This window comes from Betaproteobacteria bacterium (assembly GCA_009377585.1).
Taxonomy (GTDB): Bacteria; Pseudomonadota; Gammaproteobacteria; order Burkholderiales; family WYBJ01; genus WYBJ01.
In genome coordinates this window covers 47,032-73,777 of the sequence record WHTS01000015.1, presented here as the reverse complement: position 1 = coordinate 73,777, position 26,746 = coordinate 47,032, and the positions used below count along the sequence as shown (strand labels likewise).

Below are 26,746 nucleotides of genomic sequence, written 5' to 3'. Positions count from 1 at the left end.
AGATCGATGGCGATGAGACCCGTGCCGCCGGGCCGGTTGTCTACCACGAACGATCGGCCCCAGCGCTCGGTCAGCTTCTGCGCGATGGCGCGTGCGGTCAGATCGATGCCGCCGCCGGGCGCGTTGCCGACCAGCAAGCGTACCGGCTTGGCCGGGTATGCGCCGGGCGATTCGGGCTTCTGCTGCGCGGATGCGACAAGCGCCGTCGTGGCGAGCAGCAAGGCCGCCATGGAGATCGTTCCTTTCGTCATGCCCCCGCCCTCCTCCATGGCGCGCCGGTTGGCGTGCGCCTTCTTCGAATCGCCCGGACCCGCGCGTGCGCGGGAGCAACGAACCCGCTGCTGAAGCAGCGCGCTCACAGCCCCGCTGCCACCGTGAGTCGCCTGCGCCATGGCCTGCCGCGTGCCGACCACGAGTCCTGGAGCGAGACCCAATCCGCCCCCCAGGCCCGCGCCCTGGTCGGTGAAGATGTCGCCGAAGAGGTTGGTCGTCACGACCACGTCGTACTGCTGCGGCTTCATCACGAGCTTCATGGCGAAGCTGTCGATCAGCACTTCCTCGAACACGACCTGCGGATACTCGGTCGCCACCTTGCCGCATTCCTCGGAAAACAGCCCGCAGCAGAGCTTGAAGCTCGGCGCCTTGTGCACCGCGGTGACCTTGCGCCGCGGACGCGTGCGCGCGATCTCGAATGCTTCGCGCGCGACCCGGTTGGCGCCCTGGCGCGTGATGACGCGCATGCCGATGGCGGTGTCGTCGTTGGGTTTGAGCTCGCCCGAGCCCGCGACCAGCGTGCCGGAGCGCATCAGGTCCTCGGTAGTCTCGCGCAGGAAGACGATGTCGACATCCTTGTGCAGCGACGGCAGCGTCGGGTACGAGCGCACCGGCGGCAACGAATGCCATTCGATGTCCGCGCAAGCCCTGGCCGCAGCGGCCTGCATCACTTTCACTGCCTCGGGCACGACCTCGGGTCCGATGTCGTCGCCCAGGAGGATGCCGATCTCGAGCGTCATGCGCAGTGCGTTGACACGTCGGGACGACGATAGCCGGCGAGCGCTTCGGCAACACGAAACCTGGCCGTGGTGTTGCTCGATCCCGATTGCAGGAAGATGCGCGCGTCGTGCAGGTACTTGTGCAGCGGCATGTCGCGCATGACACCCATGGCGCCGAAGCATTCGGCGGCAAGCTCGACGGCTTCGTGCACCGCTTGCGCGGTGTAGACTCTGGCGATCGTTTCCAGCGGCATGTCGGGCAGGCTGCGTTCGGTATAGGCATCGGCATGGTCGGCAGCCCAGGCCGCTTGCCAGACGATGCTGCGCGCAACATGCAGACGGACCGCGACATCGGCGAGGATGCTTCCGATCGCCTGGTGCTCGATGATCGGCCGTCCGCCCTGGACCCGCAGCTTGGCGTAAGCCACTGCCGCTTCGCACGCCGCGCGGCCGACGCCGAGGTTGATTGCCTGCGTGAGCGGCGCGCCGCGACCGTCGCTATGCGCGTCGTGCAACCGTGCGGCGGGTTGCGATTCGAGCACTTGATCGGCGGGAATGCGGCAATGGGTGAATTCGAGATGACCGCGCACGCCGTGATACCAGGCGAGCTTCGGCGTCCCCTGCGCTTCGCCGCGCGCCTGAGCATCCCGGATCACGAGCCCGGCGCACTCCCGGGGCACCAGCAGCCCGATCGTTCGATCCGCCTCATCCTTTACCGCCGCCGCCACGACGAAGAGCTTCGCCAGCGGCGCATTGACCACGAACCGAGCCGTACCCTCGAGCAGCCAGTCGCCGTTCGACTGTCGCGTCGCGGTGAGCGTCACGCCCGCAGCGACGGATGCCGGCCGGTGGTAGCCCCAACCCACGTCGGCCTCGGGATCGCGCCCGGCGCAGGCGAGGTGAAAATCGTCGTCGTCGAGAAAGCGCGGCAGGTAGCGATCACGCTGGCGCGGTGTCATCGCGCCTTCGAAGAGCCCGCCCCCAAGGCGCGCCGTTTCACCCAGGGTGGCTGCGATGTGCGCGTCGCCGGCCGCCAACTCTTCGAGGACGATGCAGCAGGTGAGTGCGTCGGCATTGGCGCCTCCTGCCTCTTCGGATAGCCGCAGGGCACGCAGTCCGAGGGCGGACGCTTTGCGTACGAGCTCGAGCGGCAGCGGGTGCTCCAGCGCCTGCAGGCGATCTGCGTTGAGTATCACGGGTTTCACTTCGTGCTCGACGAAATCGCGCACGGTGTCGCGGATCTCGAGCTGCTCGGGCGTCAGTCGCAGGTCGTACATCGTGCCGATTCCTTCAGCGTTCTATCGGGAGCAACCACACCACCCCGGCGCTTTGCGCCACCCCTCCTCGTGAGAGGAGGGGAGAATCTACGTTCCCCTCCTTTTCAAGGAGGGGCGGGATGCGACTCGCGGACGGGGTGGTTTCCACTTCAATTCCACTTCAGCCGCCGCACGGATTTCATACGCTGCACCGAATCGCCCGCGAGATGGGTCCAGATGACCGCATCACGGGCGAGCTTGTCGGCGGCCGCATCCATCTCCATCGCGCCCGCGCCGCCGTGGATGTCGAGATTGAGCGCGGTCACACGCTGCACCGCTTCGGTGGCGAAGTTCTGCAGCAGCAGGTGGTTGATCGAGCCGTGATGCGCGCTCTTGTCGTCCGCCTCCATCGCCACCCGCAGCACGAACGAGCGCAACGCCTCGGCCAGCATGTGCATCTCCGAGAGCTTCAACTGGATCGCCTGGTTGTTCTTGAAGTACGCCGATCCGGGCCAGCGCGTGCGCGCCTCTCGCGTTGCCTGCTCGATGGCGCAGTCGCAGATGCCGAGCGCATTGGCTCCGAGCTCCAGGTCGCCGAAGGGCGCCGAGGTTCCCGTGCGCAGATCGAAGCCGCCGTTCACCTTACCGACGATATTCGCGTGCGGCACGCGTGCGTCTTCGAAGATCAGCTCGCCGTTCTGGTAGAAGCGCCAGCCGCTCTTGTTGAAGATCGTGCCGATGCGAAGGCCCGGCGTATCGATGGGAACGAGGAATTCCGTGCTGCCTTCGCGCTGGCTCACGTGCGGGTTGGTGCGCGTGCTGACGAAGTAGAGCTTCGCCACGCCGCCATTGGCGATGAAACACTTCTCGCCATTCAGGATCCATTCGTCGCCGTGCGGCTCGGCCTTCAACTTCCAGCCCCAGCGCGGATCGTCGTCGGGCGGAAGACGGTGATCGGAGCCGGCATTGGGCTCGGTGCCCGCATGGCCCAGCAGGTAGGTGTCGTCCTCGACGAATGCCGCCAGAAAGCGTTGCTGCTGATCCGGCGTGCATACCGCAGCCATCATGTGGCTCCACTTCCAGCATTGGCTGAAAGTCTTGGCGATAGCGCTGTCGCCCTTGGCGAGCTCGGTGATGACCAGCGCCTGGGTGACGAAGTCGATGCCGTGGCCGCCCCATGCCTTCGCGACCACGGCCGTGCGCAAGCCGAGCTTCGAGCCCTGGCGGATGATGTCCCAGTCGAACGGTTCGTGCCCGCCAGGAACGCGATCACGGGCGAGCGATATGGGCGCGATGACCTCGCGCGCGAATTCGCGCGCTTTCGCTTGCCAGGCGCGTTGCTCCTCGGTCAGCGTCAGATTCATCGGTTCTCCTCCGGTCGCGTGCGCCCCTGTGCAGCACGCGCATCGCGGACTTTGCACCGCAATCCCGGCGCGGGCCGCATGCATGAACCATATACCGTGGTCGCAGCGCTGCGCAATTGCTTTTTGCGTCGAACGATCAAACTCGCGCCATGGCGATCAACCGACGTCTGCTGCTCGCATCGCGCCCCGCCGGTATTCCGGGGCCGCACGACTTTCAAGCCGACACCGTGCCGGCGCGCGCGCCGAGGGCCGGGGAAGCGTTGCTGGAGACAGTCTATCTCTCGATCGATCCGGCGATGCGCTCGTGGATGAGCGAGGGCACGGGCTACCAGCGGGGCATACCGCTCGGCGAGGTGATGCGCGGCGGCGGCATCGCACGCGTGCTCGAGAGCCGCGCCGATGGGCTCGCTGCCGGCGATTTCGTGCAGGCGCGGCTCGGCTGGCAGACGCACCCGACCATCGCCGCGCGCTACCTGCAGAAGCTCGATCTTGCGCTCGGTACGGTGGAAGACTGGATCGGCCCGCTGGGATTGAGCGCCGTGACCGCCTATTTCGGCCTGCGCGATGTCGGCGGGCTGCGGCCCAACGACCGGGTGCTCGTCTCCGCGGCGGCCGGCGGCGTCGGTCAGATCGCCGTGCAGATCGCGCGTATCGAAGGCTGCCGCGTGGCCGGCATCGCCGGCGGTGCAGCCAAGTGCGCGTTCGTCGCGAACGATCTTCGAGCCCATGTCGTGATCGACTACAAAGCGGAAGCGGACCTGTCCGCGGCGATCGGCCGCGCGTGTCCGGAAGGCATCGATCTGTACTTCGACAATGTCGGCGGGCCTACGCTGGATGCGGCGCTGGAGCATTTGCGCCCGGGTGCCCGCATCGTGCTATGCGGGCGCATCTCGCAGGCCACGGCTTCGCAGCCCTACGGCATTCGCAACCTCGGCAAGCTCGCCGCCGCGCACGGTCGAATGCAGGGCTTCCTCGTGTTCAACTACCACGCGCGCTACGAGGAGGCGCGAACCTGGCTGGCCGCCCGGCTGCGCGAAGGCAGCCTCACGCAGCGCCTGCACGTCCTCGACGGCCTGGAGCAGGCGCCGGTCGGGCTCGGGATGCTGTTTCGAGGCGAGAACGCGGGGAAGCTGGTCGTTCGCGTCGGGGATACGTCCGCCTGAACGACGTCACTTCCGCGGAGGCGTAAGTCCAGGACGATCTTGCTTGCCTTCATGGATTGCCGTTTACACGGCGATGACGCCGCCTTACACGATTACACTATCGACGATCCAGAATACCGAATTCAGGGATGTCATCATGCGAACCAGAGTCACCGAGCTGCTCGGCATCGAGTACCCGATCATCCAGGGCGGCATGCAATGGGTCGGCACGGCCGAGCTTGCTTCCGCTGTATCCAATGCCGGCGGGCTGGGCATCCTGACCGCGCTCACCCAGCCCACCCCGGACGACCTGCGCAAGGAGATCGCCCGCTGCCGCACGCTGACCGACAAGCCGTTCGGCGTGAACCTCACCATCCTGCCGACCATCACACCGCCGCCCTATGACGAGTACATGCGCGCCATCGTCGAAAGCGGCATCAGGATCGTCGAAACCGCCGGCAACAATCCCAAGGACTTCGCGCCCAAGCTGAAAGCGCACGGCATCACCATCGTGCACAAGTGCACCTCGGTGCGGCACGCGCTATCCGCCGAGCGCCACGGCGTCGACATCGTCAGCATCGACGGCTTCGAGTGCGCCGGCCATCCGGGCGAAGACGACGTGCCGAACCTGGTCCTCGTCCCTGCCGCGGCCGATGCGCTGAAGATCCCGATCGTCGCCTCCGGCGGCATCGGCGACGGCCGCGCCATGGCTGCGGTCATGACGCTCGGCGCGCAGGGCATCAACATGGGCACGCGCTTCATGTGTACGGTCGAAGCACCGATTCACGACAAGGTGAAGCAGGCGCTACTGAACGCCAGCGAGCGCGACACGAATCTCATCTTCCGTACCATGCGCAACACCTCGCGGGTGCTTAAGAACGCGGTCTCCGATCAGGTGGTCGCGATGGAAAAATCGGGCGCGAAGTTCGAGGAAGTGCGCCATCTGGTCGCCGGCGCACGCGGGCGGGTTGCGGTGCGAACCGGAGACATCGATGCCGGCATCGTTAGTGCCGGCATGGTCGTCGGGCTCATCCGCGACATTCCGACCTGCACCGAGCTGCTGCAGCGGATCGTGCGCGAGTGCCGGGAGTGTCTGCGGGCCGCGAGCGCGATGGCGAGTTGAAGGCCTCAGTGTTTCCCGCCGCGCGAGAGGCTCGACTCCATGAGGTCGATCTCGTGCACGAGGTGCCTGAACACGGTGTCGTCGATGGTATTCGAGCGGCGCAGGTCGTACAGTTCGTCGCGCTCGGCCTTGAGCGCCTCCCGGCGCAGGCGACGCTCGGCGTCGAGCAACCGTTGCATGTCGGTCGCGTCTTCACCGCTGAGATCACCGTATTGCAGGCGCCGGCGGTAGACGTCGAGCAGATGCGCGGCCGCCTCGGCGCGCACGCTAGTCTCGTCCTTCGATCCGGTGGGCTGTTCCGAGAGCGCCTCGATGCGGCGAATGGCGGCCTCGGCGGACGCAATGCGCGCATGGATCTCGCCACCGGTGCGCGCCTTGCGCGGCAGATCCGCGGTGAGGCCGCGGGTCAGCAACGGCATGCCGACGCTCGCGATCAGCAGCGAGAACAGGATCACACCCATCGCAATCGAGATGGCCGCATCGCGCGCGGGAAACGGCGAGCCGTCCGGCATGAGCAGCGGCAGGGTGAGAACGCCGGCCAGCGTGATCGCACCGCGCACGCCCGCAGCCGCCGTCACGGCCAGAAGGCGCGTGGCAGGCGCGGTCCGGGTTTCGCCGCGCCAGGCCGCGCGGAATACCGTCGCCATGATCGCTATCCACACCCAGAAGAAGCGCAGCGCGCCAAGCCCGAGCGTGATCAACGCCATGTAGCCCAGAAGATGCCAGCCGCTGCCGGCTCCGACCTCGGCGGCGACACGCGGCAGGCTCGCCAGCATCGCCGGAAGCTGCTCGCCCAGCAACACGAAGATGACACCGTTGAGCGCGACCTGCACCGTGTCCCAGACGGCGGTTCGCTGCATGCGCGTGATGGCGAGCGCAGGCCCGGACAGCTCGTTGTAGTGCATCGCGATGCCCGCAACCGCGGCGGCGAGGATGCCGGAGACGTGCAAGTGCTCGGCCGCCATGTAGGCGGCAAACGGAATCAGCAGGCTGATGAGCACCTGTGATGCCGGCTCCTCGCCGGCATAGCGCACCAGCCCGCGATTGAGCATGCCGATGATCCAGATGACGGCGATGCCGACCAGCACGCCGCCGCCGGCGACCGCCAGGAAGCTCACGGACGCGCTGCCCACCGAGAATTCCCCGGTCAGCGCGGCGGCGACCGCGAAGCTGAAGCACACCAGCCCGGTCGCGTCGTTCAGCAGCGATTCGCCTTCCAGGATGTGCATCAGGCGCGAGGGCAGCGGCGTGGCGGCGGTCATCGCGCTCACCGCAACCGGATCGGTGGGCGAGAGGATCGCGGCGAGCGCGAAGGCAACCGCGAGCGGCACCGCCGGGACCAGCCAATGGATGAAATAGCCCATGCCGATCACGGTAAACACCACCAGTCCGATGGCCAGCGCGAGGATCGGCTTCCAGTCGCGGAAGAAGGCGCCTTTTGGAATGCGCCAGCCGTCCAGGAAGAGCAGCGGCGGAATGAAGACCAGCAGGAACAGATGCGGTTCGAGCCGCACCCCGAGTCCAAGCCATGCAAGGCAGGCGCCCAACGCGATCTGCAGCAAAGGCAGCGGGAGCTTGATCGGCAACAGCCGCACGAGGAACGTGCTCGCGACCACCGCGAGAAGAAAAATCAGGACGTTCCCGACGGCTTCCATGCGCTTCTCCCTTGTTCTTCGATCAGCTGGATTATCGGTGCAACGACGCGAGGCCCTGGCCTGCATTCAGCCCGCGCCGCCGCTCGACGCGCCGCGCCACGGATAGCTATCCCGGGTCAAGCACGACTAGCGACCAGCGAGCCGCTACTGCGGACAACGGTCACACAACGCGTCGAAGGTGGCTGCCAACCCCGGGTGCGCATCCCGCGCGCCAGCCACAACCTGCGCGGCCCAATGGAAGTACGCTCGCTTGCGCTCGAGCGACCAGTTCGCGGGCGGCGCATGCAGCAGGTCGCGCAAGTTGCAGATCTTGTCGGCAAGCTTCACCAGCTTGGCCTGGTGCGAGGCGTGCGGCGCATGCTCGACCTGCAAGCGCTTGCGCTCGGGCCCGGAGAGCGACTTGTCGTCCGTCACCTCCAGCACGATGTCCGTGATGACCTCGCCGAATTTCGCGCGCAACTCCTCGGCTGTCGTCTCGGTATCCTCGATCGTGTCGTGCAGGAGTGCCGCGCAGAGCACATCGGCGTCGGAGATGCCGCCTTCATTGGCCAGCAGCTTGGCCAATGCGATCGGATGATTGATGTAGGGGGAAGCGTGAGCATCCTTGCGCCGCTGGTGACGGTGCTTTTCGGCCGCGAACTCGGCGGCTTTCAATACGAGAGCAATGGTCATGACATTCCTTGCCTGCAGCGGTCAACGCAGTTCCGGAGCAATCAACCGTACCTTGGAAAAATACGAGCTCGCACGGCAGTTCACCGCCGCGAAACAAAAACCTCCATCTTGCCGTTGGAGCCGATCATGCTGGTTGCGACCCACGAAACGAGACTGACGATCAGCGCCGCACCGACCGCGGTCCAGAAGCCGGAGAGCTGGAACCCCGGCACGATGAGCGCTACGAGCCCCAGCATGGCGGCGTTCAATATCAGCAGGAACAATCCCAGCGTCACCAACGTGATCGGCAACGTCAGGATGAAGGCCAACGGTCGCACGAGCCCGTTCACGATGCCGAGAAGGATGGCCGCGACGATCAGCTGCGAGGCCGAATCGAAGCGCATGCCCGCGAAGATCTCGTCGGCGACCCACAACGCCAGAGCGCTGATCGCAGTGCGTAAGAGGAATCCCAGCATCGTTCGTCTCCCAGGTTGCCGGCGCCGCCCGCCTTGTGATCGCAACTCGCTATCCTATCGAGCGTTCCTATTTCATGTCACGCCCGACCCTCACTTGCAGTGCGCGCATCGGCATGCAGGCCGATGCCGTTCGGCCGGCGCGAACCATGGTTCGCGAATTCCCGGCCTCACCCCCCAACCCCTCTCCCGGGGGGAGAGGGGAGCGTCCTGTCCGTATTGGACCCGTCGTCCAATACGGAACGATCAATAATAGGCTGCGGCACGTTCGGATAGCAGCCGGATTCGGTAAAGCTTCCGGAGCGGATTGAATCCCGTCCGCACGGCGCGTGCGGCAGCGTGGTCGCGAAAGGTGCGTTTACACGCTGGCCACTTGGTCGGAGAATCGAACGCACTCTCGCACGAACGCCCCGGTCCGCAGCCGGATGCAATACCTCAACCATCGCAAGAGGCATCGAAGTGACCACGACAGCGCATCTGTATAGTGCCGTAGACGAAGAGATCACGCATTACGAAGTCGATGTCGAGGCGGCGACGCTCACGCAACGCGGTTCGATCCGGGTGCCGTCCCTCGTTCAGTATGCCTGGCCGCATCCGTCCCGGCGTTATCTCTACGTCACGACCAGCAATCGCGGAGCGGGGTTGAAGGCCGACTGCAACCATGTGAGCGCCTGCCGCATCGATCCGGCCACCGGCGCGCTCACAGCGCATGGCGAGCCGGCACCGCTGCGTCAGCGCGCGGTTCACATGTGCCTCGACCATGCCGGAAACTACGCCGTCAACATTCACAACATCCCCGTACCGGGCATCACGATCCATCGCATCGATGCCGATGGCACGATCGGCGCCGAAGTAAAACAGCCCGACGGGCTCGATTTCGGCATCTATCCCCACCAGGTGCGCGTGATGTCTTCGGGCTGCACGGTGGTGGACGTCGATCGTGGCAACAGCGCGGCGCACGGCAAGGCCGAAGATCCCGGTGCACTGCGCTCGTTCGCATTCGACAACGGCGTCCTGTCGAGCCCGCACGTCGTAGCGCCCAACGGCGGCTACGGCTTCGGACCGCGCCACATCGATTTTCATCCGGAAAGGCCCTGGCTGTATGTTTCCGACGAACGGCGCAGCCAGCTTTACATGTTCCGCTATCCGGACGACCGCATCGAACCGGCGGCAGCGTTTACCTGCGATATGCTGGCCGATCGCGCTAACGCAAGACCGCGCCAGCTCGCCGGCGCCATCCACGTGCATCCCAACGGCCGCTTCGTCTACGTCGCCAACCGCGCCGACTACACCGTGGAGCACGAGGGGCAGAAGGTATTCGGCGGCGGCGAGAACAGCATTGCGGTGTTCGCGATCGATCCCGCGAGCGGCGAGCCCAAGCTCATCCAGCACGCCGACACGCGCTCCTACCACGTGCGCACGTTCGCGTTCGATCCGAGCGGACGACTCATGGTTGCAGCAAGCATCAAGCCCACCAAGGTTCGCGAGGGCTCGGCGGTGAAAACCGTGCCGGCCTCGCTCAGCGTGTTTCGCGTCCGCGCGGATGGCAAGCTCGATCACGCACGTACCTACGACGTGGAGTCGAACACGAGGACGCAATACTGGATGGGCATCGTCGGCCGCCCGTAGATGTCGCCACGCGCTGGTTTGGGCCGCACTCCGCGGATGACGATGAACGAAGGCGCACACTCATCTGCCGCGACCAAGCGGGCGGACTCCGTGAGCGGCAAGGGCAGGGCTTTCGTGCTCCTCGTGCACGGCGGCGCGGGCGTCATCGAGCGCTCGGACATGACGCCGGCAACGGAGCGTGCCTACCGCGACGGCATGACGACCGCGCTGGCGGCGGGCCGCGAGATCCTGGCTCGCGGCGGGAGCAGCCTCGACGCCGTGGCCGCGGCCGTGTGCGTGCTCGAGGACGATCCGCTCTTCAACGCCGGGCGCGGAGCGGTCTTCACGGCCGAGGGCAGCAACGAGCTGGAGGCCGCGGTCATGGACGGCGCAATGCTGCGCGCAGGCGCCGCGACGCTCGTCACGACGGTCAAGAATCCGGTGCTGCTGGCGCGGCTCGTCATGGAGCAAACCCGGCATGTCATGCTGGCCGGGCACGGCGCAGAGGCGCTCGCGCGCGCACATGGCCTCGCGATCGTCGAGCCCGATTACTTTTACACCGAGCGCCGCTTCGATGCGCTGCAACGCGTGCGGCACGCGGCCGCCGCGCAGCAGCGCGATCCGGCCACCGAGTCCGACAAGCATGGAACGGTCGGCGCGGTGGCACTGGACGCAAACGGCAATCTCGCCGCGGCCACCTCGACCGGCGGGCGCAACGACAAGATGAGCGGACGCGTGGGCGACACGCCGACGATCGGCGCCGGAACTTATGCGAACAATGCGACGGTCGCCGTTTCCGGCACGGGCGAAGGTGAGTACTTCATGCGCACGCTGGCCGCTTTCTCTGTCTCGGCGCTCATCGAGCATCGGCGCTGGACGGTCGAGCGCGCCGCGAAGCACGTGGTGCACGAGCAGCTCGCATCGCTCGGCGGTACCGGGGGCGTGATCGCGCTCGATCGCAACGGCCGCTTTGCCATGCCGTTCAATACCGCGGGCATGTACCGAGGGCATGTCGGGCCGGATGGCGACCCGATCGTAAAGATCTACGCTGACGAGTAGCCATCGATTCCCGCCGACGCGACAACCCGGGCGCTCAGCGCGTGTGCGGCCGCAGAACCAGGCCATTCGAGGACAACGCATACCGCCACGGCCGTTCGGGCCACATGCCCACCGTCGCATCGAGCGGCCGGTCGTGCGCCAAGTGCTCCAGCGAGAACAGCGTGGCCGCGTGGCCGATGAGCATGAGGCTGTGGCCGCCGTGGCGCTCGGCGACGTCGGTTAGAAAGCTTCGCATCCGTTGCACGACCTGGTCGTAGCTCTCGCCGTTGGGATACGGCGCATGGATCGCGGCCATGCGGGCGGCCTCCATCTCCTGTCTCGGGCGGCCCTCGTAGATGCCGTAATCGCATTCGCGTAGCCGCGCGTCCTGGAGCAACGAAATCGGCCGATCCGCGAACATGAGGTAGGCCGTGTCGTACGCGCGCTGAGTGTTCGATGCATAAGCCGCATCGAAGTTCTGCTGCGCATAGCGCTGGCGCAAGAGCGTTTGCGCCTGCTCGCGCCCATAGGGCGTGAGCGCCACATCGTAGTGGCCGGACGCAATGCCCTGCGCGTTGTGATGCGTCTGGGCGTGCATTTCCAGCCAGAGGTCGATCATCGAAGTCTTGTTCGCGGATGTGCGTAGGTCGTCGGGAGCGTATCGCGGGAAGCGGCTTGTCAGCCGCATTTCCATCCGTCAATGCGTGGGCCGAGGCCGCGCACGGCGTCGGACCGGAGCCTTCTCGCGCTCGATCCGGGGCGTCGGCGTTCCCGACCAGGTGAGCCGCCAGGTGTCGCTCCGCCTCACGTTGCCGACCAGCGCCGGCCGGAAGCACGCGAGGTTGGTGCCCTTCGCTTGGCGGACGCTCGGGTACACGACGCCGAGCGAACCGGCCTCCAGCAAGCGCGTGGCGAGGCGCTGGGAGGCGACGTAGCGCTTCGGATCGAGGCACGAGGTAAAGCGCGAATCGCCGCGCAGTTCGTGAAACTCGCTGCTGAAATCCGCCAGCATCGCTTCGTACGTGACACTGTCGTCGAAGCGTCCGATCTCCTGGTATTCGACCGATTTGTGGAAGGCCACTTCGGCCAGCGCCGTCTCGGCTTCGATCGAGCAGTACCATGCGCCTCGGTCTGAGCCGCTGAAGCGCGCGCCCTCCGGGCGAGCGTAAGTGAATGCCGCGTTGACGATGCGGAAGTTGGGCACGCCGAACACGAGCTCCTCCACGCCGATGCCCGGCAGCAGCCCGCGTTCGCCGCGCAGGCGCTCGTTGGTTGCGTTGTCCAGATCGAACAGGTCGGCGAGGTGCGCCTCGCTCTCGGCGATGCCGGCAAGCACCGAATCCTCGCGCGGTGCGAATCGCGATGGAATGAGACGGCAGGTATCGAACCGGCGCAGCAGCGTCGTTTTCGGCAGCGGCGAGCTCACGCACCGCCTCGGCGCGCATCGAGGAGCTTGCGCACGGTCTGCATTGCCAGCAGGCCGCCGGCCATGGTGTAGTCGAGCGGCGTTCTGCCGCCGAAGATCGCGTTCCTGTTGGGAAGCTTCATCCACTCGTCGGCCAGTTTGTCGCCGTACAGAATGTGCAGCGCCTTGTAGATGCCGACGAGGTAAGAGATGCGGGTGATGCGGTCGACTTCCAGAACCCGCTGCGGGTTCTTCTTCCATTCGTAGTAGGCACTGCTGGAGAGGCCGCCGAGGAGCTCGCGCGCGTCCTCGTCGCGCAGCTTCCAGCGCTCGACCAGCTTGAAGAACCCTTGCAGCGCCGAGCGCGACAAGCGCTCCCGCTCGGCTTTCGAATTGAGGTCGACCAGCGGGGTTCGGTCGAAGCTGCTGGCGGGATAGGCAAGGGGCCTGGCGCTCATCATGGACTCCGGTTACGGCATTTATACGCTCCGGATTCGGAGAATGCAAGAATGCCGCCACGGAAGCCGGGGCAGACCGCCCGGCAGCCCGTTCGACCCGACTGTTCCCTCCACCGGGGCAAATTCATCCTGCGCCGAACATTCTGCGCGCGAGCAACGTCTGCAGGTCTCGCCGCCCATCTGCAATCAGGTACACGTAGACGCGCGAGCCGTCGACACGATAGACGATCCGATAGGGTTTGAAGTAGGTCTGACGAAACTCCCGGATACCGAGCGCCAGGAGTTCCTTGGGATGCGGGCCGCGTGCCGGAAACGCCGCGAGATCTGCCAACGCTGCTTCGATCCCGTCCAGGACGTGCTCCGCGCGCTCGGGACTGTCGCGCTCGGCAATGTACTCGTGAAGCTCCTCGAGATCGTTCTGCGCATCCTGGGTCAGCAGGACTTCATAGCGCACGGGCTACGCCTTCCGTTTACGGATGCGCTCGATGACCTTCGCCGCCGGCGCCAGGTTTCCTTGTTCGATCTGTCGATTTCCGAGCGCCAGGATCTTCAGCAATGCAAGCGTTTCCTGAATCGACTCATAACTCGCAACGTCCTGCATTACGGCCTTGGCCTCCCCGTTCTGGGTAATTACGAGCGGTGTGCGTTCCTCTGCCAGCCTATGCAGAACTTCGGCTGCATGGGCCTTCAGGTAGCTGATGGGTTTGATATGGGTCGAGTACTTCATCGTCGATTCCTCACAATGAGGACTGAATATAGTCCTTATATGGACCTGACACAATGGCCCCGTGCGCGCCTGCCGGCATGATGCTGCCTCCAATCGGAGATAATCGGACCGAGCCCCGAGAAGCGCATCAAGGCATTCCCGCAGGCCCCGACCATCGGCGCCATGCTACCGTTTTGAACCGAAGCAAGAGGACACACATCGATCATGACACCGAACGACGGTTATTACGAAGTGCTCTGGCCGCGCGCGCCGCGCCAGATGCAACAGCGCGCATTGGCGCCACGACTCGACCGCCTCGAAGGCAAGACCATCGCGGAGCTCTGGGACCAGCTCTTCAAGGGCGACGTGGTGTTCGATCTGCTGGAGAAGGGCATCCGGTCGCGCTTTCCGGAAGTGCGCTTCGTCAGCTGGCGCGAGTTCGGCAGCACGCACGGCGGGGATGAAAAGGCGGCGCTCGCGGCCTTGCCGCAGCGTTTCAAAGAGCTCGGGGTCGATGCCGTCATCTCCGGGATGGCGTGTTGAGGCAGCTGCACGCCCGCCGTGTTGCGGGCGAGTGCGGTATGCGAAGCGGCCGGCATTCCTTCCTCGTCGCTTGTATGCGAAGGATTCATGCGCCAGGCCGGTGCGACCTCCGTGGGGCTGGGCATGCCCAACATCCCGCTCGCGCTGGTGCCCGGTCATATCGGCACGCAGAGCCGGGAAGAAATCGAACGCAATATCCTCGACGTGACGCTCGACGGCGTCATCCAGAACCTGACCGCTGCCAGCGCCGCCAGGGGCGATCCTGCCGAGCCCGGCCCGCACGACGTCGTCTTTCGTGGCGGACTCAATGCGGTGAACCAGTTCTTCGTCGAGAACGACTACTCCGACGGGCTTCCGGTCATTCCGCCGACGCACGAGGCGGTCGAAACTTTCCTGCGCCACAGCGACCACAAGCCCGACGAGATGCTCGGCGTGCTGCTGCCCGACAACCGCGCGGCCACCGTATGGAGCATCGCCGTCAACGGCGTCATGGCCGGCTGCCGCCCCGAGCACATGCCGATCCTGGTCGCGCTGATCGAAGCGATGTGCGATTCGCGCTATGGCGTCGAGCACAGCGGCAACACACCAGGCGGCGACACGCTCATCATTCTCAATGGTCCCATCATCAAGCAGCTCGGCTTCAATTACACGCAAGGCGCGCTGCGTGATGGCTTCCTGCCGAACACCTCCATCGGGCGCTTCTGGCGGCTGTACCTGCGCAATGTCGCCGGCTTCCTGCCGCATCGCACCGACAAGGCGACCTTTGGCAACACCTGGCGCGTGGTGCTGGCCGAGAACGAGGACGTTCTGCGGGAGATCGGCTGGGAGCCCAACAGCGTCGAGATGGGATACGTCGCCGGCGACAACACCGTCACGGTGGCGCGCTACACCGGCGGCGGGTCGCTCTCCTCGGTCTCCGGCAGCACGCCGGAAGAGCTCCTGCCCTACGTCGCCGATTCGGTGCAGCGCTTCAACAACTGGCAGGTCACCTTCACCACCAGCCATGGCATGGGGACGCTACGCCCGCTGGTCGTGTTGAGCCCGATCCTCGCCCGCACGCTCGCCAAGGCCGGCTGGTCGAAGCTCGACGTGAAGCGTTATCTCTTCGAGCATGCGCGCAGGCCGGCGTGGGATTTCGAGCGCCAGCTGCGCGACTGGAACATCCGCGGTGTCTGGAATCTCACCGATGATGTGAAGGAAGGCCGCATCCCCAAGCACTTCCTGGAATCGGAGGATCCGAACCGGATGGTGCCGATCGTATGGAAGCCCGAGGACTACATGATCGCAGTCAGCGGCGACGAGCTGCGCAACAACGCCTACGTTTTCGCGCACAACGCATTTCTCGGCTATCCCGTTGGCAAGAAGATCCGGGTGCCGAGTAATGATCGGCCTCCTTCCTGAAGAGACTCGACGATGACGGCAGAGGTCATGCCGACGTACCGTACATGTTCGCGCAACGCAAAGGGAGGCTATCGATGTCTGACCGTGAACCGACCCGCTTGTCGACACTACTCGGCGACTATCCGGGCACGCTTGCGCTGAAGCGCGGCGAGGTGCGCTCGCCCGGCCTCGTGCTCGATTTCGCCGACGTGAAGGCGCCGCACACCGCGTTCAAGCGCGTCGTGCGCCAACTCGAGTTCGATGTTGCCGAGCTCGCCCTCGTGACCTACATCATGGCCAAGGCATACGGAAAGCCGCTCGTGCTGTTGCCCGCCGTATTGTTTTCGCGCTGCCAGCATCCCTACCTCGTGTACAACGCCGAACGCGGCCCACTTCGTCCGGGCGATCTGGCCGGACGGCGGGTGGGCATACGCGCCTACTCGGTGACGACGGTCACCTGGGTCCGCGGCGTCCTGGCCGACGACTACGGACTGGATCTCGATCGTGTGCGCTGGGTGAGCTTCGAAGAGCCGCATGTCGCCGAGTACCGCGACCCGCCCACGGTCGAGCGGGCCGCGGAAGGCAAGGACGCGACGGCGATGCTGCTCGCCGGCGAGCTGGACGCTGCAATTCTCGCCAGCGTGCCGCACGATCCTCGCCTCCAACCCGTGATTCCCGATCCGCTCGCCGCCGGCGCGGACTGGCAGAAGCGAAACCGTGCGCTGCAGTTGAACCACATGGTGGTGATCAAGGAATCGCTGTCGAAATCTAACCCGCAGGCGGTTGGGGAAGTGTTCCGACTGTTGGCGCAGAGCAAGCGGGCCGCCGGAGCACCCGCGCCGGGCGAGATCGATCCCATCCCGCTCGGCGTCGAAGCGCTGCGGCGCAGTCTCGACGTCGCCCTGGCCTATACCTATCGGCAAGGGCTTATTCCGCGCCGGCTGGCCGTGGACGAGCTGTTCGACGACGTAACCCGGGCGCTCGAACCCTGAGGATCGGTGCGGGCGATCGGGATGTTCCGGACGCCCTGCCTGTTCGCTGCCATCACGCCAATCGAACGATCCCAGCCACGTTGGCGAGATTGCGGCCGCCCTTCACCGTCTTGTTGTTGCGATTTCCCTCGGCGGTCGTGAGCGTTACGCCGTTGCCCGAGCCTTCGAGCACGACGCCGATGTGATCCAGCGTCCTGTCGTCGTCGAACCATTCGAAGCAGACGATATCGCCGCGTTGAGGAGGCGCCAAGTCGGGCGTGAACCAGCGTCGTTCCGACTTCGCCCAGGCCTTCCATGTTTCCACCAATGCCATGGTCGCACTTCGTCCGTCGGGCCGATCGGGAATCGCGTAGCCTGCCTGGCGTGCGCAGAACGTTACGAAGGCCGCACACCAATTGTAGAAGACGGGCGCCGCACCGATGTGACCGAGCCGGCGCATCGGCTCGCGCAGCGGCTGCAGATACTTCTCGGCCGCGGAGTCAGGCCCGGTCCACATCAGTCCGAGCTGCGCCTCGGCGTCGGCGATACTCGCAAGCCGTTCCCGCGATGCGCTTGCGAAGTCCGGCGGGACATTCGAGGTCGGCGGCAGCGTGCCGCCGAGGGCCACCCAGGTTTTGGGACCGACAGCGCCATCCGGCGTGAGCGCATTGACGATCTGGAAGCGCCGAACCGCGCTTTCCGTATCCTGACCGAACTCGCCATCGATCGGCCCTGGGTCGAAACCCCGCGCCGCAAGCGCACGCTGAACGAGCTTCACCCGCTCGACGCGACTCGGCGGACCTTTCGGGCCGCGTCTGAGCTCCTCGGTGAACCGGGGCAGAACGAGCGCCGCCGGATCGAACGTGGTGCCGTCTTCGGGAAAGTGAGGCAGCGGGCTACCACCGGCGTAATCCAGGCTCCACGCCTCGCCCTTCTGGCCGACGTTCGGCACGCGAAAGATCGAAGAGCCCGGAAAGCGGGTGAGATAGCTCTGCAGCCGGGCCGCCGGGGCCGGCTGCGCTGCGTCCTCCTCGCTGCCCCAGATGGGCAAGACAGGCGATCGAAGCTCCATGTCCCGGTGCGCCTGCAGCGCGGCTTGCACTTCGGCGTCGTCGCTCGCGCCGAACGTCCACTTCTCGAAGTAGACCTGCGGGAATGCGATGTCGCAATGCTCGTCGAGCAGCCGCCACGGCACTTCCCGGTGAAAAGCAGGATTGCCGAACGAGGTGTAGCCGACGAACTTGTCGCCGGTCGCCTCGCGCACCGACCGTAGCAGCTCGCTCAGCGGCTCTCTGGCCGAAGCCGCTTTCACTTCGGCCTCGACGTCGAAGATGTAGCCGTCGAGTCCGCAATCCATCGCCATTCCGATCGCCTCGACTTCAGCGCCGACAGGAATCGACGTACGCTCGTCGAAGTGGTAGCCCCAACCCACGACGCCAATCCCTCGTTCGAGAAACTTCTCGATGATCTCCGGCGTGCACTGGAACGCCCAGAAGAAATCGCGCGCGCCGTTGCCCGAGCGATCATCGAAGCATTTGAGATAGACGCGATGGCAGCCCACGCGAACGAGCATGTCGAGGTAATCGGGGCGGATGCGCGCAAGACGCCAGATCCATACGCCCTGCGACGTACCTCTGGCGATGGATTCGATCTTCGAAGCGGGCAGCTTGGCCATGAGGGTTCCTCGCTTCTCAACCGTTCTTGCGATACACGGTTACAACCGTGTTCCTGTCCTCGACCAGCATCACGCCGCTCCACTGCCGCACGAAGCCATCGGGCGGCGGCGCATCGCCGCGCACGACCCGGACGTCCGCCGGGAGCTCGTCCAGCTCGACGAACGTCACGACGTTGGTGATCTCACCGTCGACGGCGGCGAGCTGGCTTCGCAGAAACCTCGAGGCCAGCGCCTCTTCGGATGCGATGCCGTTTTCGATCTGTGCCAGTGTTTTCGAACCGCTGACCTTCATCAGGTATTCGGACATGACAAGTCTCCTGTCGGGAATCGGGCATCGAACGGACTGCAGAATCAGAGCTGCGCCTTGATCTTCGCGGCGAGGGCACGATCGCGCAGGCGTTCGCGGTAGCTCTTGCGCAGCGACTCTCTGGCTTCGTCGAGATTGTCCTGCGGCACGTCGACGAGACCGAGCAAGGCCAATGCGGCTCGAGTCTTTTCCAGATCTCCATCCCGCAGCAACGCGATAATCTTCAGAGTCGCTGCCGCGCGATCCGTCACCTCCGGCTCGGATAGCACGTCCAGCTCGCGCGGCTTGCTGCGGATCTCGCCCGTTTTCGCGTCGATCGTGGATTGTGTCTGGGCAAGCGACGAGTCCAGCAGCTCGCGAATGGTGCTGAAGGTGCAGATGTCGGCATGGCGCTCGAGGCGGCTGTACGCTTCCGGGAACGGCAGCGAGCCCTCGGCGCCTTGCGTACGCAGAACGCTCGCAGATTCCTCCAGCAATGCGAACACGCGGCCCTTGATTTTCTTGGTGGTCGGGCCGGCGACGATCGAATCGTTGAAGTTCTGCAGCACGCCCTCGTAGGCCGTGTTGCCCGCGCCGTAGGCAGCCACCCAGTTCGAGTTGGCGCCCGCGATTCCCAGAATCGCGGTTCCCAACTGACGCACGATGTTCCAGTCCCTGCCTTCCAGGTCGACCTGCCGCCGTACATCGTCGATGCGATGAAACCAACGCAGGCAGTAGGCATTGACCAGGCCTATTCCCTCGTCGACGTAGTTGGCGATCGCACCGGCATCCTTTCTGGTCGCAGATGCCTCCGAGTACGTCGTGCGCGCGAGCTCGAGCGCCTTGTAGTAGCTGTCTGCCGGAATGTTTTCGGCCTTCGCAGCGTCACTGGCCGGATCCGCCGACACGTGGATCGGCCGGGGATTGAGAAGCTCGGCGCGCCCCCTGCTACCGGGGAGCGCACAGCCGGACAAGAAAGCGACCGCGATGGCGATCGCGAACACGACAAGACGATTCATCCGCTTCTCCTTTGAGCTTGCGGCCAAGCAGCCGGTCGCAAGTCTCTACCGGGGAGCGGGCGAAATCATCGGCCAAAGGATGGAGCGTCTCGGGGGGTCAGGTCTTGCTTGTTGCATCCAGCCCGAGTGCAACGTCGTTCATGCAACAAGCAAGACCTGACCCCCGCTGTTTAATCGTTTTCGTGCACGAGCCTTTCGAGCGCAGCGCTCATCCAGGCGAACCCGACCCGCTCCTGCTCCAGGCGCAAGCCTTTGCGGATACGGTTGTCGCGCAACTCGTCGTAGAGCGCGCGCTCGGCTTCGGTGAGCCGTGCGAGATCGTGCACGACCGGATCGTTTTCCTCGCCCCACGACGCTTCGTGCGCGAGAAGCGTGGCGCGGTCCATCAGAAACGATTCGACGCGAGGAAAGTGTTCGCGCAACCGGTCGAGGATGGCGAAGCCGTGCGTGTCGATGTCGCCCCAGTAGTGCAGAGCGCAGCGTTCCAGCCAGCGCGCCTTGCCGAGCGCCTCCCAGCCGTAACCCGCGCCGAAGACGACGATCGCCTCTGCCACCGGCGGGAAGGCCAGAAAATTGATCTCGTTCTCGGTGATGAAGGCGCGCCTTATCGGCGCCTGCAGCCGGGCGAAGCTATCGGCATCCAGCGTCACGTCCGGACACGTCGGCCCGGCAAGCAGGGCGAGGCGCGAGTCGAGCACCCGAAAACGGATACGGACGGGCTTGCCGAGGAAACCGTAGCGCTCGGAAAACTGCGCGCTGCCCGAGCGTTCGGCGCGGATCGCCGCGGCTGGCAGGACGAGATCGAGCCACTCCGAAAGCACGCCACGGTTCTGCTCGATGAGCTTGCTGTGCACGCCGCGGACATCGACCTGGCGCAGATACACGCCGGGCTGCGGATGCCGAACGATCCACGCAACCACGCCCAGCAGCCGCTCGAAGTCCTCGGCCAGGGCGAGCGCCTGCAGCGGACGGCGAGCGAGCCAGGGCAGCAGCTCCTCTTGTCGCCCGCGCGCCAACTCGAGCAGCGCGTCGTAGCGCGCAGCTTCGGCGCGTTTGCCGATGAAAGCGAGCGCCGTGTCTCGGTCGTCGACCCAGACCGACAGCGGCACGCGCTGCGGGCCCAGTACGCGATGGTTAAGCTCGCGCCATTCGATCCGGATCTGCGCGAGCGCGGTGAGCTCCGCGATCCAGGCCCGCACGGCCTCGAACTGCGTCGCGAGCTCCGCCGACCCGGGCGTTTTCAACGTGAGCCGCAGCGGAAAGCGCGGCCGCGCCGCATCATCGTCACGCAGCAGCTCGCCACGCTCCCACAGGCGCCGCAGCTGGGCCTTGAGATCGCCCGGTGTCGTCCAGCTCATGCGGCGAACTCGGCGCGGCGGGCGCGATACTCCTCGATGGTGAGGTTGCGCAGCATCGACGCCTGCCCGCCCTCGTTGTGGACGAAGCCCACGGCGGCGACGAAGGGCTCGATGATGTGGATCTTCTGCAGCGGCGTGACGATCAGGAGCTGCAAATTCATCTTCTGGAACAGCGTCAGCCCGTATTGCGCCGAATCGTCCGAACCGCGGCCGAACGCCTCGTCGATCACGACGAAGCGAAACGAGCGCGAGCGCACCGCGCCCCATTCGAGCCCGAACTGATAGGCGAGGCTCGCGGCGAGAATCGTGTACGCGAGCTTCTCCTTCTGCCCACCCGACTTGCCGCCCGAGTCGGAGTAGTGCTCGTACTCGCTCCTGTCTTCCCGCCAGCGCTCGCTCGCGGCGAACAGGAACCAGTTGCGCACGTCGGTCACCTTGGCGCTCCAGCGCTTGTCCAGCTCCGAGAGCCCTTCGCGCCCGCGGAAGCGATCGATGATCGCTTTCACCTGCAGGAACTTCACTTCCGAGTACTGCGCATCGTCGGAGCCGGTCAGCGCGCCTTCGGTGCATGCCCGCAGATCCGCCTGGAAGTCACGGGTCTCCGCATCCAGGCTCGGCTGCGATTCGAGCACGATGAAGCGCCCGGGGTTGTAATCGATCTGATCGAGCGACTGGTTGATGCGCCCGATGCGTTCTCGAATCGTTTCGCGCTCGCGCGCGAGCACCGCATTGAAATTGGCGATCTCGTTGATGGTGTTGACGTTGAGCAGCTCCTTGAAGCGGGCCTCGAAGCGCGGCAGGTCGTCGGCATCAAGGCGCGCGAGGAGCCCGCGATATTCGAAAGCCGCTTCGAGGGCCGCATCGAACTCGGCCGTCTCCAGCTTGTAGGCCTCCTTGAAGGCTGCCATCGCCTTGATGATGCGCTCCGCGAGGCGCTCCAGCCGTTTCGCCTCGGCGTCCATGCGCGTCTGCAAGCCGTCGCGCAAGTCGCGCTCGCGGTTGTCGCAGGATTCGACCGAGAGCTGATGCTCGCCGAGCGCTTGCGCGCGCAGCGCTTCGAGTCGCGTACGCAGCTCGTCTGCGATTTCCGTCACCAGCAGCGCGGTATCCACGCGCAGCATCTGCGCGGCTTCGGCCTTGGCTTCGACACTGCCCAGTTCCTTGTCGATCGCCGACAGCGCCTGTTCGGTCGCTGCGAGCGTGGCGCGCGCCGAATCGAGCTGGGCAGTGAGCTCGCGCAGTGCATCGCTGGCCGCTTCGAGACGCGCCTTTTCGTCTTGCAGGTGAGCGATCGTCGTCGCGCAGACCTGCCAATCCATCTCGTGGAAATCCTGAAACTGCGCCGCCGCAACCAGCGCTTCGAGCTGCTGGCGCAGCTTCGATTGTTCGGCTTGCGCCTGGGCGATCTCGTGAGCGATATCGCCCAGGCGCCGCTCCAGCGCTCGGCGCTGCGAATCCAGCGCGGCGATCTTGGCCGTGTTGCTCCAGCCCAGCACGTAGCGGCTGCGATCTTCGAGCCGGTGCCGGTCGTCCTTCTCGTGCCGCTCGCCCGGCGCTTTGACCTGGCCGGCGCGGGTAAGCGCGCGCACCTCGCGCCGGAACTGCTCCTGCGTCTGGCAGCAGGCGTAGTCGAAGCGATGGCCGAGCTCGCGTTCGAGCCAGCCGTAGAACGCCGAGTCGGGTTTGACGGCGAGCCTGCGCACCAGTGAATCGGGATGCGGCTGCGGAGCATCCGCCGCACGCGGCGGGCGCACACGGAAGTAGACCAGGCGAGCGGCGAGATGCGTGCGGTCCACCCAGGCCGCCACGTCGGCGTAGTGCGCTTCGGGCACGAGCAGCGACAGGCCGAAGTTGTGCAGCACACGCTCGATCGCGCCTTCCCAGTCGGCGGCCTCGTCGCGCACCTGGATGAGCTCGCCGGCGAACGGCATCGCCTCCTCGTCGAGGTGCAAGGCAGCACACAGGGCCTCGCGCATCGCGACCTGCGCCAGGGGGATGTTGTTGCGCCGGGCCTTCAGGCTTGCGATCTCCGCCTTGAGCGCATCGTGCTCGCGCTTGCCCTCGCGCAGCGACACGCCCCATTCGGTGATCCGGTTCTGCAGCTGGCCTTCCTGGTCGCCGAGGCGCTCGCGCCGCTCGCCCAGGAGGTTCTTCTGCGCGAGAAAAACGCTCTCGTCGCCGGCCACCGTCTCGCCGAGCGCTCGCATGAGGTCCGCATAGCGATCGGCGCGCTGCCGGCGCCGATCGCGTTCGCGCTCCTGGTCACGTATCTGCCCCGCCAGTTGCTCCAGCCGATCGCCGCCCTGCTCGGCCGCGGCGCGCTGCAACCGACCCACGTCGGCGCGTTGCCGATCGCGTTCTTCCTCGCGCCGCGCTTTTTGGGCATCTAGGCGCGCGCGATCTTCGGCGAGGAGCTGCAGCCGCCGGTCGAGCAAGGCGAGCTTCAAGCCCGCGAAGTAGGGCTTCAACGCCTCGCGGCAGGCACGCATCTGCTCGATCTCGGCCGCAAGCTCGCCGTGCCGGTCGCAATCGGCCACCAGCGGCGTCAACAGCTCGACCTGGCGCTTGGCCTTGAGCACGGCCTCGTGCGCCCGGTTGAGATCGTTGAAGTGTCCGATCAGTGCCTCGATGCGAGACCCCACGTCGAGCGCCTCGAGCATGTGGGCGCGCACGAAATCGGTCAGGTTGCCCACCGATTTCATGGAAACGGTCTGGTGGAAGAGCTCCAGGGCTTGCTCGTTTTCGATGCCGAGGCGGCGCCGGAACCACGCCGCATACTTCGGAAACGTCGTTTCGACCTCGACCTTGCGCGCACGCAATCGCCTGCGCAGCTGGGCGATATCGGTACCGAATTGGGCGAAGTCCTCGGCAATGGAAAGCTCGCGTTCCGCGCACGCGTAGAGCCGCTCGGGCTGGCCCTGGGGCTCCTTCATCCAGAAGACCTGCGCGAGCGTGACGGTCTGGTCGTAGGCAGCGTTGCGGAACACGCCCAGGATCGCCGAGTAGCTGTTGGGATCGCGCAGCGACACGGGTTTGGCCGCGCCGGTGACTTCATTGCGCTCGGATTTGTAGTGGCCGAGCACGTAGGAGCGCAGCGTGCGCTCGCGGCTTTCCGCCCCGGCCGCCTTGTTGTAGGCCACCCGGTGCGCGGGGATGAGCAGCGTGGTGATGGCATCGACCAGGGTCGACTTGCCCGAGCCGATGTCGCCGGTCAGCAGCGCATTGCGGCCGCCGAGCGCAAGGGTCCAGACGCGCTTGTCGAAGGTGCCCCAGTTGAATACTTCGAGACGCTCGAGGCGAAAGCCGACCAGGCTGTCGTCGGCGACGAAGTCGAGACCGAGCACGCGCGGCTCATTCATCGTTCGCGCCTTCGGTCTGCGTCTCGCCCCCGGCGAGCTGGCGCTGATAGACCGCCAGGCGTGCATCGAATTCGGCCAGCCACTGCGCGTCGACGAAGGCCTTGAGGATCCGGCGCACTTCGAAGCTCGGCGGACCGCTGGTGGTTTTCAGGCGGCGCAGGAATCCCAGGTCCGCCACCCGGTTGATATGGGTCTCGATCTGATCGATGAGCCTCGCCTCGTTGCTGCTCACCGGCAGGAATACGCGCACCAGCTCGACGATGTCGTCGCGCGAGAGCATCAGCCGGGTGTCGGCGCCGCCCGCATCGAACTCCGCGAGCTTCTTGCGCAGGAGCGCGAGCAGCAGGCTCACCGGAAACGAGAGCGGACGGCGGGCGACGAGCCGCGGCAGCCTCGGTGCCGCTTCGTCATCGCCGGGATCGGGGCGGCTGCGCAGGAACGCATAGCCCTCCGCCTCGTCGAGCACGAGATCCAGCCCGAGCACCGCCACGTAGTCGCGCACGCGCGCCTGCAGATCCATGAGCGCGCTCCACAGCTTCTCATCGCTTTCGCGGTACATCACGCCCTTGAGCAGCGTGACCGCGAGCGCCGACAGGTCGGGGCTCGCCGCCGGTGCCGTGCTGCTCGCAGCAATCTCGTCCATGGTCAACGCATGAAGATGATGCGCGGCAGGCGTGCTTGCCGCGTGGTCTGGACCCCGTCGCGGCCCGCGGCATGCCAGGCGATCACTTCGGTCGTGTCCTCGTCCACTGCCGTCCTGAATGCTTCGCTTCCCAGCTGCAGATAGGCCACCAGCTCGGCCAGGCCGTGCACGAGCGGCTGCGCTTGCACAAGCTCATGCAGCGTCACCTGCGATCGCGCCTGCAGCGCCTGGCGGATGTTGTGCGCAAGCTGCGCCCGGTCCACCACCACCTGCGCATAGAGCGCCGCGGGATCGAGATCGGCATCGCCCGATTCCAACGCGATATCGGCGATCACCGGCTTGACCGCCGGGCTGTACAGCGGCCGCTCCAGCGGCAGCTCGATGGCCGCGGACGACTCGGCGATCGACATGGTTTCGCCGTGCGGCGGCGTATCGCGCAAAGCCAGCGCCCTTGCCTCGATCCCGCGCAGGATGTCCATGATACGACGGTTTTCCAGCCATGCCTGATCGTCGAGAAAGCGCCGCAGCTGCTGCGAGAGCTGGGCGACGGTGCGCTGCGTATGCTCGCCGGCCTCGAGCCAGTCGTAGTGCACGCGCCGAGTGCGCGGGTCGGGATTCTGATCGGCGATCGGCGCCAACGCGAGCACGCGATCGAGCAGCGCCGAGAGCTCCTCCTGGCGCCGGCTCGACATGAGGAAATCCCAGAATGCGCGGAAGCTCTTGCCCTGATCGGAATCGGCGATGGCGTCGCGCTCGCCCATGATTCGCTCCAGCAGCGCGCCCTTGCCGCCTTCCCACAGCGCGATGCGCTCGCGCACGCGCCGGTCGAGCTGGCGGAAGTTGTCCTCGACTTCACGGAAGTCGGTCAGCAGCTCGCGCGCGAGCTGCATGAACTGCTGGAAGCGATCCTTGAGCGCCGTGTCGTCGAGCAGCGCCACCTCACCGGCTGCGACGCGCGCGATCTCCGCGTCGATCTCGTCGCGACGCCGGCGCAGCTCCTCGATGCGCTTGTCCGGGTCCGCCTCCGCGCCCGCACTCATCTGGCGCAGCAGCTCGAACAACGTCAACAGCCGGGATTCGGTGCCGACGAAGGCGCGCTCGGTGAGCATTGCGAGCCAGGCGATGGCCTTTTCGGTCGCGGGGGTAAGATCGAACAGCGGCTCGTCCGAATCCGGACCATAGTACTTGCGCAGCCACCCGCGCTCGGGGCTCGCCCACTCGTTCAGGTACTCGGCCGCCGGGCGCGGAAACGCATCGGGCCCGAGCCGCTCGCGCAGAGCGAAAAGCGTGTCTTCGAGCGCTTCGGCGAGATCCGCCGCCGCCATCACGCGCACGTTCGGGGCAACGAAGGTCCGGTGCAGGAAGCTCGCGACCAGCGCCGCGTGGTCCGAGCGTAGCAGCCGCCACGCCGGGTGGTGGCTGCGCAGCGCTTCGAGGGTGGCGTAGTCGAGGGTCACGCCAGGAAGGATACGTCAGGGTGAAAGCGGCGGGGAGTGGTCGTGCTCGATTGCGGGCGATACGCAGGCTCGGTCGCGGGCGTTTGCGCGCCATCAGGTAGTCACTCGTCCGGCTGGCTCCGTACGCCCCGCCGCGAACTTGCTTTGACGTGGCAAAAAACCGGAACCTCGCTGGGTAGGTCAA

Annotated in this window: 24 protein-coding genes and 1 pseudogene; 7 read left to right on the top strand and 18 right to left on the bottom strand. The window is 65.9% G+C overall.

All coding sequences use genetic code 11. The features are described 5' to 3' along the window. Positions 1-371 precede the first annotated feature (371 nt). The 3 genes and pseudogenes from GEV05_07710 to GEV05_07700 form a co-directional block, all read right to left on the bottom strand. Positions 372-1,013: pseudogene (locus tag GEV05_07710) on the bottom strand (isocitrate/isopropylmalate dehydrogenase family protein). Next, positions 1,010-2,269 carry a hypothetical protein gene (locus GEV05_07705; GenBank protein ID MPZ43270.1) on the bottom strand — a complete coding sequence of 420 codons (1,260 nt, stop codon included), beginning with the start codon at positions 2,267-2,269 and terminating at the stop codon, positions 1,010-1,012. The pseudogene GEV05_07710 and the gene GEV05_07705 overlap by 4 nt, the downstream one beginning before the upstream one ends. Positions 2,270-2,418: 149 nt before the next feature. Next, on the bottom strand, positions 2,419-3,696 hold the full coding sequence (locus GEV05_07700) for a hypothetical protein (GenBank protein MPZ43269.1): 1,278 nt from the start codon (positions 3,694-3,696) through the stop codon (positions 2,419-2,421). Positions 3,697-3,761: 65 nt separating this feature from the next. Between GEV05_07700 and GEV05_07695 the strand changes: the two genes are divergently transcribed. Together GEV05_07695 and GEV05_07690 are read left to right on the top strand one after the other, a co-directional pair. Beyond that, entirely contained in the window at positions 3,762-4,775 is a 1,014-nt protein-coding gene (locus GEV05_07695) for a zinc-binding dehydrogenase (protein MPZ43268.1), read from the top strand. Positions 4,776-4,911: 136 nt separating this feature from the next. Next, the gene (locus GEV05_07690; GenBank protein ID MPZ43267.1) at positions 4,912-5,877 is read left to right on the top strand and encodes a nitronate monooxygenase; all 966 of its coding nucleotides are present in this window, start codon (positions 4,912-4,914) and stop codon (positions 5,875-5,877) included. Positions 5,878-5,882: 5 nt separating this feature from the next. Here the strand turns inward: GEV05_07690 and GEV05_07685 are convergent, their stop codons facing one another. From GEV05_07685 to GEV05_07675, 3 genes are all read right to left on the bottom strand, one after another. Further along, positions 5,883-7,532: a Na+/H+ antiporter gene (locus GEV05_07685; protein ID MPZ43266.1), complete on the bottom strand. Its 1,650-nt coding sequence runs from the start codon at positions 7,530-7,532 to the stop codon at positions 5,883-5,885. Positions 7,533-7,676: 144 nt separating this feature from the next. Beyond that, on the bottom strand, positions 7,677-8,198 hold the full coding sequence (locus GEV05_07680; protein MPZ43265.1) for an HD domain-containing protein: 522 nt from the start codon (positions 8,196-8,198) through the stop codon (positions 7,677-7,679). A gap of 86 nt (positions 8,199-8,284) precedes the next feature. After that, positions 8,285-8,659: a phage holin family protein gene (locus GEV05_07675; GenBank protein MPZ43264.1), complete on the bottom strand. Its 375-nt coding sequence runs from the start codon at positions 8,657-8,659 to the stop codon at positions 8,285-8,287. 456 nt (positions 8,660-9,115) lie between these two features. Here GEV05_07675 and GEV05_07670 point away from each other — a divergent pair, with 456 nt between their 5' ends. Together GEV05_07670 and GEV05_07665 are read left to right on the top strand one after the other, a co-directional pair. Further along, complete coding sequence (locus GEV05_07670) at positions 9,116-10,285, top strand: beta-propeller fold lactonase family protein (GenBank protein ID MPZ43263.1); 1,170 nt, start codon at positions 9,116-9,118, stop codon at positions 10,283-10,285. Positions 10,286-10,327: 42 nt separating this feature from the next. Beyond that, positions 10,328-11,323, top strand: coding sequence for a hypothetical protein (locus GEV05_07665; protein ID MPZ43262.1), 996 nt, complete (start codon positions 10,328-10,330; stop codon positions 11,321-11,323). Positions 11,324-11,357: 34 nt separating this feature from the next. Here the strand turns inward: GEV05_07665 and GEV05_07660 are convergent, their stop codons facing one another. From GEV05_07660 to GEV05_07640, 5 genes are all read right to left on the bottom strand, one after another. Continuing rightward, positions 11,358-11,996, bottom strand: coding sequence for a hypothetical protein (locus GEV05_07660; GenBank protein MPZ43261.1), 639 nt, complete (start codon positions 11,994-11,996; stop codon positions 11,358-11,360). 3 nt (positions 11,997-11,999) lie between these two features. Then, positions 12,000-12,728 carry an RES domain-containing protein gene (locus tag GEV05_07655; protein MPZ43260.1) on the bottom strand — a complete coding sequence of 243 codons (729 nt, stop codon included), beginning with the start codon at positions 12,726-12,728 and terminating at the stop codon, positions 12,000-12,002. Then, a complete protein-coding gene (locus tag GEV05_07650; GenBank protein ID MPZ43259.1) occupies positions 12,725-13,165 on the bottom strand; it encodes a DUF2384 domain-containing protein in 441 nt (146 codons plus the stop codon). Before GEV05_07650 ends, GEV05_07655 begins: the two co-directional genes overlap by 4 nt. Before the next feature lie 124 nt (positions 13,166-13,289). Then, on the bottom strand, positions 13,290-13,619 hold the full coding sequence (locus GEV05_07645) for a type II toxin-antitoxin system RelE/ParE family toxin (GenBank protein MPZ43258.1): 330 nt from the start codon (positions 13,617-13,619) through the stop codon (positions 13,290-13,292). A 3-nt stretch (positions 13,620-13,622) separates the two neighbouring features. Continuing rightward, the gene (locus GEV05_07640) at positions 13,623-13,892 is read right to left on the bottom strand and encodes a type II toxin-antitoxin system prevent-host-death family antitoxin (GenBank protein MPZ43257.1); all 270 of its coding nucleotides are present in this window, start codon (positions 13,890-13,892) and stop codon (positions 13,623-13,625) included. Between the two features lie 204 nt (positions 13,893-14,096). On the opposite strand from GEV05_07640, the gene GEV05_07635 reads away from it, so the two are divergent. The 3 genes from GEV05_07635 (at position 14,097) to GEV05_07625 (ending at position 16,786) form a co-directional block, all read left to right on the top strand. Then, positions 14,097-14,414, top strand: a complete 318-nt coding sequence (locus GEV05_07635) for a hypothetical protein (GenBank protein ID MPZ43256.1) — start codon at positions 14,097-14,099, stop codon at positions 14,412-14,414. A gap of 87 nt (positions 14,415-14,501) precedes the next feature. Continuing rightward, positions 14,502-15,815, top strand: coding sequence for a hypothetical protein (locus tag GEV05_07630; protein MPZ43255.1), 1,314 nt, complete (start codon positions 14,502-14,504; stop codon positions 15,813-15,815). A gap of 74 nt (positions 15,816-15,889) precedes the next feature. Next, complete coding sequence (locus GEV05_07625; GenBank protein ID MPZ43254.1) at positions 15,890-16,786, top strand: hypothetical protein; 897 nt, start codon at positions 15,890-15,892, stop codon at positions 16,784-16,786. A gap of 52 nt (positions 16,787-16,838) precedes the next feature. Here GEV05_07625 and GEV05_07620 read toward each other — a convergent pair whose 3' ends face one another. From GEV05_07620 to GEV05_07590, 7 genes are all read right to left on the bottom strand, one after another. After that, on the bottom strand, positions 16,839-18,440 hold the full coding sequence (locus tag GEV05_07620) for a CHAP domain-containing protein (GenBank protein MPZ43253.1): 1,602 nt from the start codon (positions 18,438-18,440) through the stop codon (positions 16,839-16,841). Positions 18,441-18,456: 16 nt separating this feature from the next. Then, entirely contained in the window at positions 18,457-18,747 is a 291-nt protein-coding gene (locus tag GEV05_07615) for a hypothetical protein (GenBank protein MPZ43252.1), read from the bottom strand. Between the two features lie 44 nt (positions 18,748-18,791). Then, on the bottom strand, positions 18,792-19,745 hold the full coding sequence (locus GEV05_07610) for a hypothetical protein (GenBank protein MPZ43251.1): 954 nt from the start codon (positions 19,743-19,745) through the stop codon (positions 18,792-18,794). Between the two features lie 170 nt (positions 19,746-19,915). Beyond that, positions 19,916-21,103, bottom strand: coding sequence for a hypothetical protein (locus GEV05_07605; protein MPZ43250.1), 1,188 nt, complete (start codon positions 21,101-21,103; stop codon positions 19,916-19,918). Further along, positions 21,100-24,462 (bottom strand): ATP-dependent exonuclease SbcCD, C subunit-like protein, encoded by a 3,363-nt coding sequence (locus tag GEV05_07600; GenBank protein ID MPZ43249.1) that lies wholly within the window; start codon positions 24,460-24,462, stop codon positions 21,100-21,102. The genes GEV05_07605 and GEV05_07600 overlap by 4 nt, the downstream gene beginning before the upstream one ends. After that, positions 24,455-25,105 (bottom strand): DUF4194 domain-containing protein, encoded by a 651-nt coding sequence (locus tag GEV05_07595; GenBank protein MPZ43248.1) that lies wholly within the window; start codon positions 25,103-25,105, stop codon positions 24,455-24,457. The genes GEV05_07600 and GEV05_07595 overlap by 8 nt, the downstream gene beginning before the upstream one ends. Before the next feature lie 2 nt (positions 25,106-25,107). Then, complete coding sequence (locus tag GEV05_07590) at positions 25,108-26,562, bottom strand: DUF3375 family protein (protein ID MPZ43247.1); 1,455 nt, start codon at positions 26,560-26,562, stop codon at positions 25,108-25,110. Between the last annotated feature and the right edge of the window lie 184 nt (positions 26,563-26,746).

Bases quoted from the DNA above. Each gene is read 5' to 3' on its own strand.
- GEV05_07705 (MPZ43270.1), bottom strand. From the start codon at position 2,269: ATGTACGACCTGCGACTGACGCCCGAGCAGCTCGAGATCCGCGACACC.
- GEV05_07700 (MPZ43269.1), bottom strand. From the start codon at position 3,696: ATGCATGCGGCCCGCGCCGGGATTGCGGTGCAAAGTCCGCGATGCGCG.
- GEV05_07695 (MPZ43268.1), top strand. From the start codon at position 3,762: ATGGCGATCAACCGACGTCTGCTGCTCGCATCGCGCCCCGCCGGTATT.
- GEV05_07690 (MPZ43267.1), top strand. From the start codon at position 4,912: ATGCGAACCAGAGTCACCGAGCTGCTCGGCATCGAGTACCCGATCATC.
- GEV05_07685 (MPZ43266.1), bottom strand. From the start codon at position 7,532: ATGGAAGCCGTCGGGAACGTCCTGATTTTTCTTCTCGCGGTGGTCGCG.
- GEV05_07675 (MPZ43264.1), bottom strand. From the start codon at position 8,659: ATGCTGGGATTCCTCTTACGCACTGCGATCAGCGCTCTGGCGTTGTGG.
- GEV05_07665 (MPZ43262.1), top strand. From the start codon at position 10,328: ATGAACGAAGGCGCACACTCATCTGCCGCGACCAAGCGGGCGGACTCC.
- GEV05_07660 (MPZ43261.1), bottom strand. From the start codon at position 11,996: ATGGAAATGCGGCTGACAAGCCGCTTCCCGCGATACGCTCCCGACGAC.
- GEV05_07650 (MPZ43259.1), bottom strand. From the start codon at position 13,165: ATGAGCGCCAGGCCCCTTGCCTATCCCGCCAGCAGCTTCGACCGAACC.
- GEV05_07640 (MPZ43257.1), bottom strand. From the start codon at position 13,892: ATGAAGTACTCGACCCATATCAAACCCATCAGCTACCTGAAGGCCCAT.
- GEV05_07635 (MPZ43256.1), top strand. From the start codon at position 14,097: ATGACACCGAACGACGGTTATTACGAAGTGCTCTGGCCGCGCGCGCCG.
- GEV05_07630 (MPZ43255.1), top strand. From the start codon at position 14,502: ATGCGCCAGGCCGGTGCGACCTCCGTGGGGCTGGGCATGCCCAACATC.
- GEV05_07625 (MPZ43254.1), top strand. From the start codon at position 15,890: ATGTCTGACCGTGAACCGACCCGCTTGTCGACACTACTCGGCGACTAT.
- GEV05_07620 (MPZ43253.1), bottom strand. From the start codon at position 18,440: ATGGCCAAGCTGCCCGCTTCGAAGATCGAATCCATCGCCAGAGGTACG.
- GEV05_07615 (MPZ43252.1), bottom strand. From the start codon at position 18,747: ATGTCCGAATACCTGATGAAGGTCAGCGGTTCGAAAACACTGGCACAG.
- GEV05_07610 (MPZ43251.1), bottom strand. From the start codon at position 19,745: ATGAATCGTCTTGTCGTGTTCGCGATCGCCATCGCGGTCGCTTTCTTG.
- GEV05_07605 (MPZ43250.1), bottom strand. From the start codon at position 21,103: ATGAGCTGGACGACACCGGGCGATCTCAAGGCCCAGCTGCGGCGCCTG.
- GEV05_07600 (MPZ43249.1), bottom strand. From the start codon at position 24,462: ATGAATGAGCCGCGCGTGCTCGGTCTCGACTTCGTCGCCGACGACAGC.
- GEV05_07595 (MPZ43248.1), bottom strand. From the start codon at position 25,105: ATGGACGAGATTGCTGCGAGCAGCACGGCACCGGCGGCGAGCCCCGAC.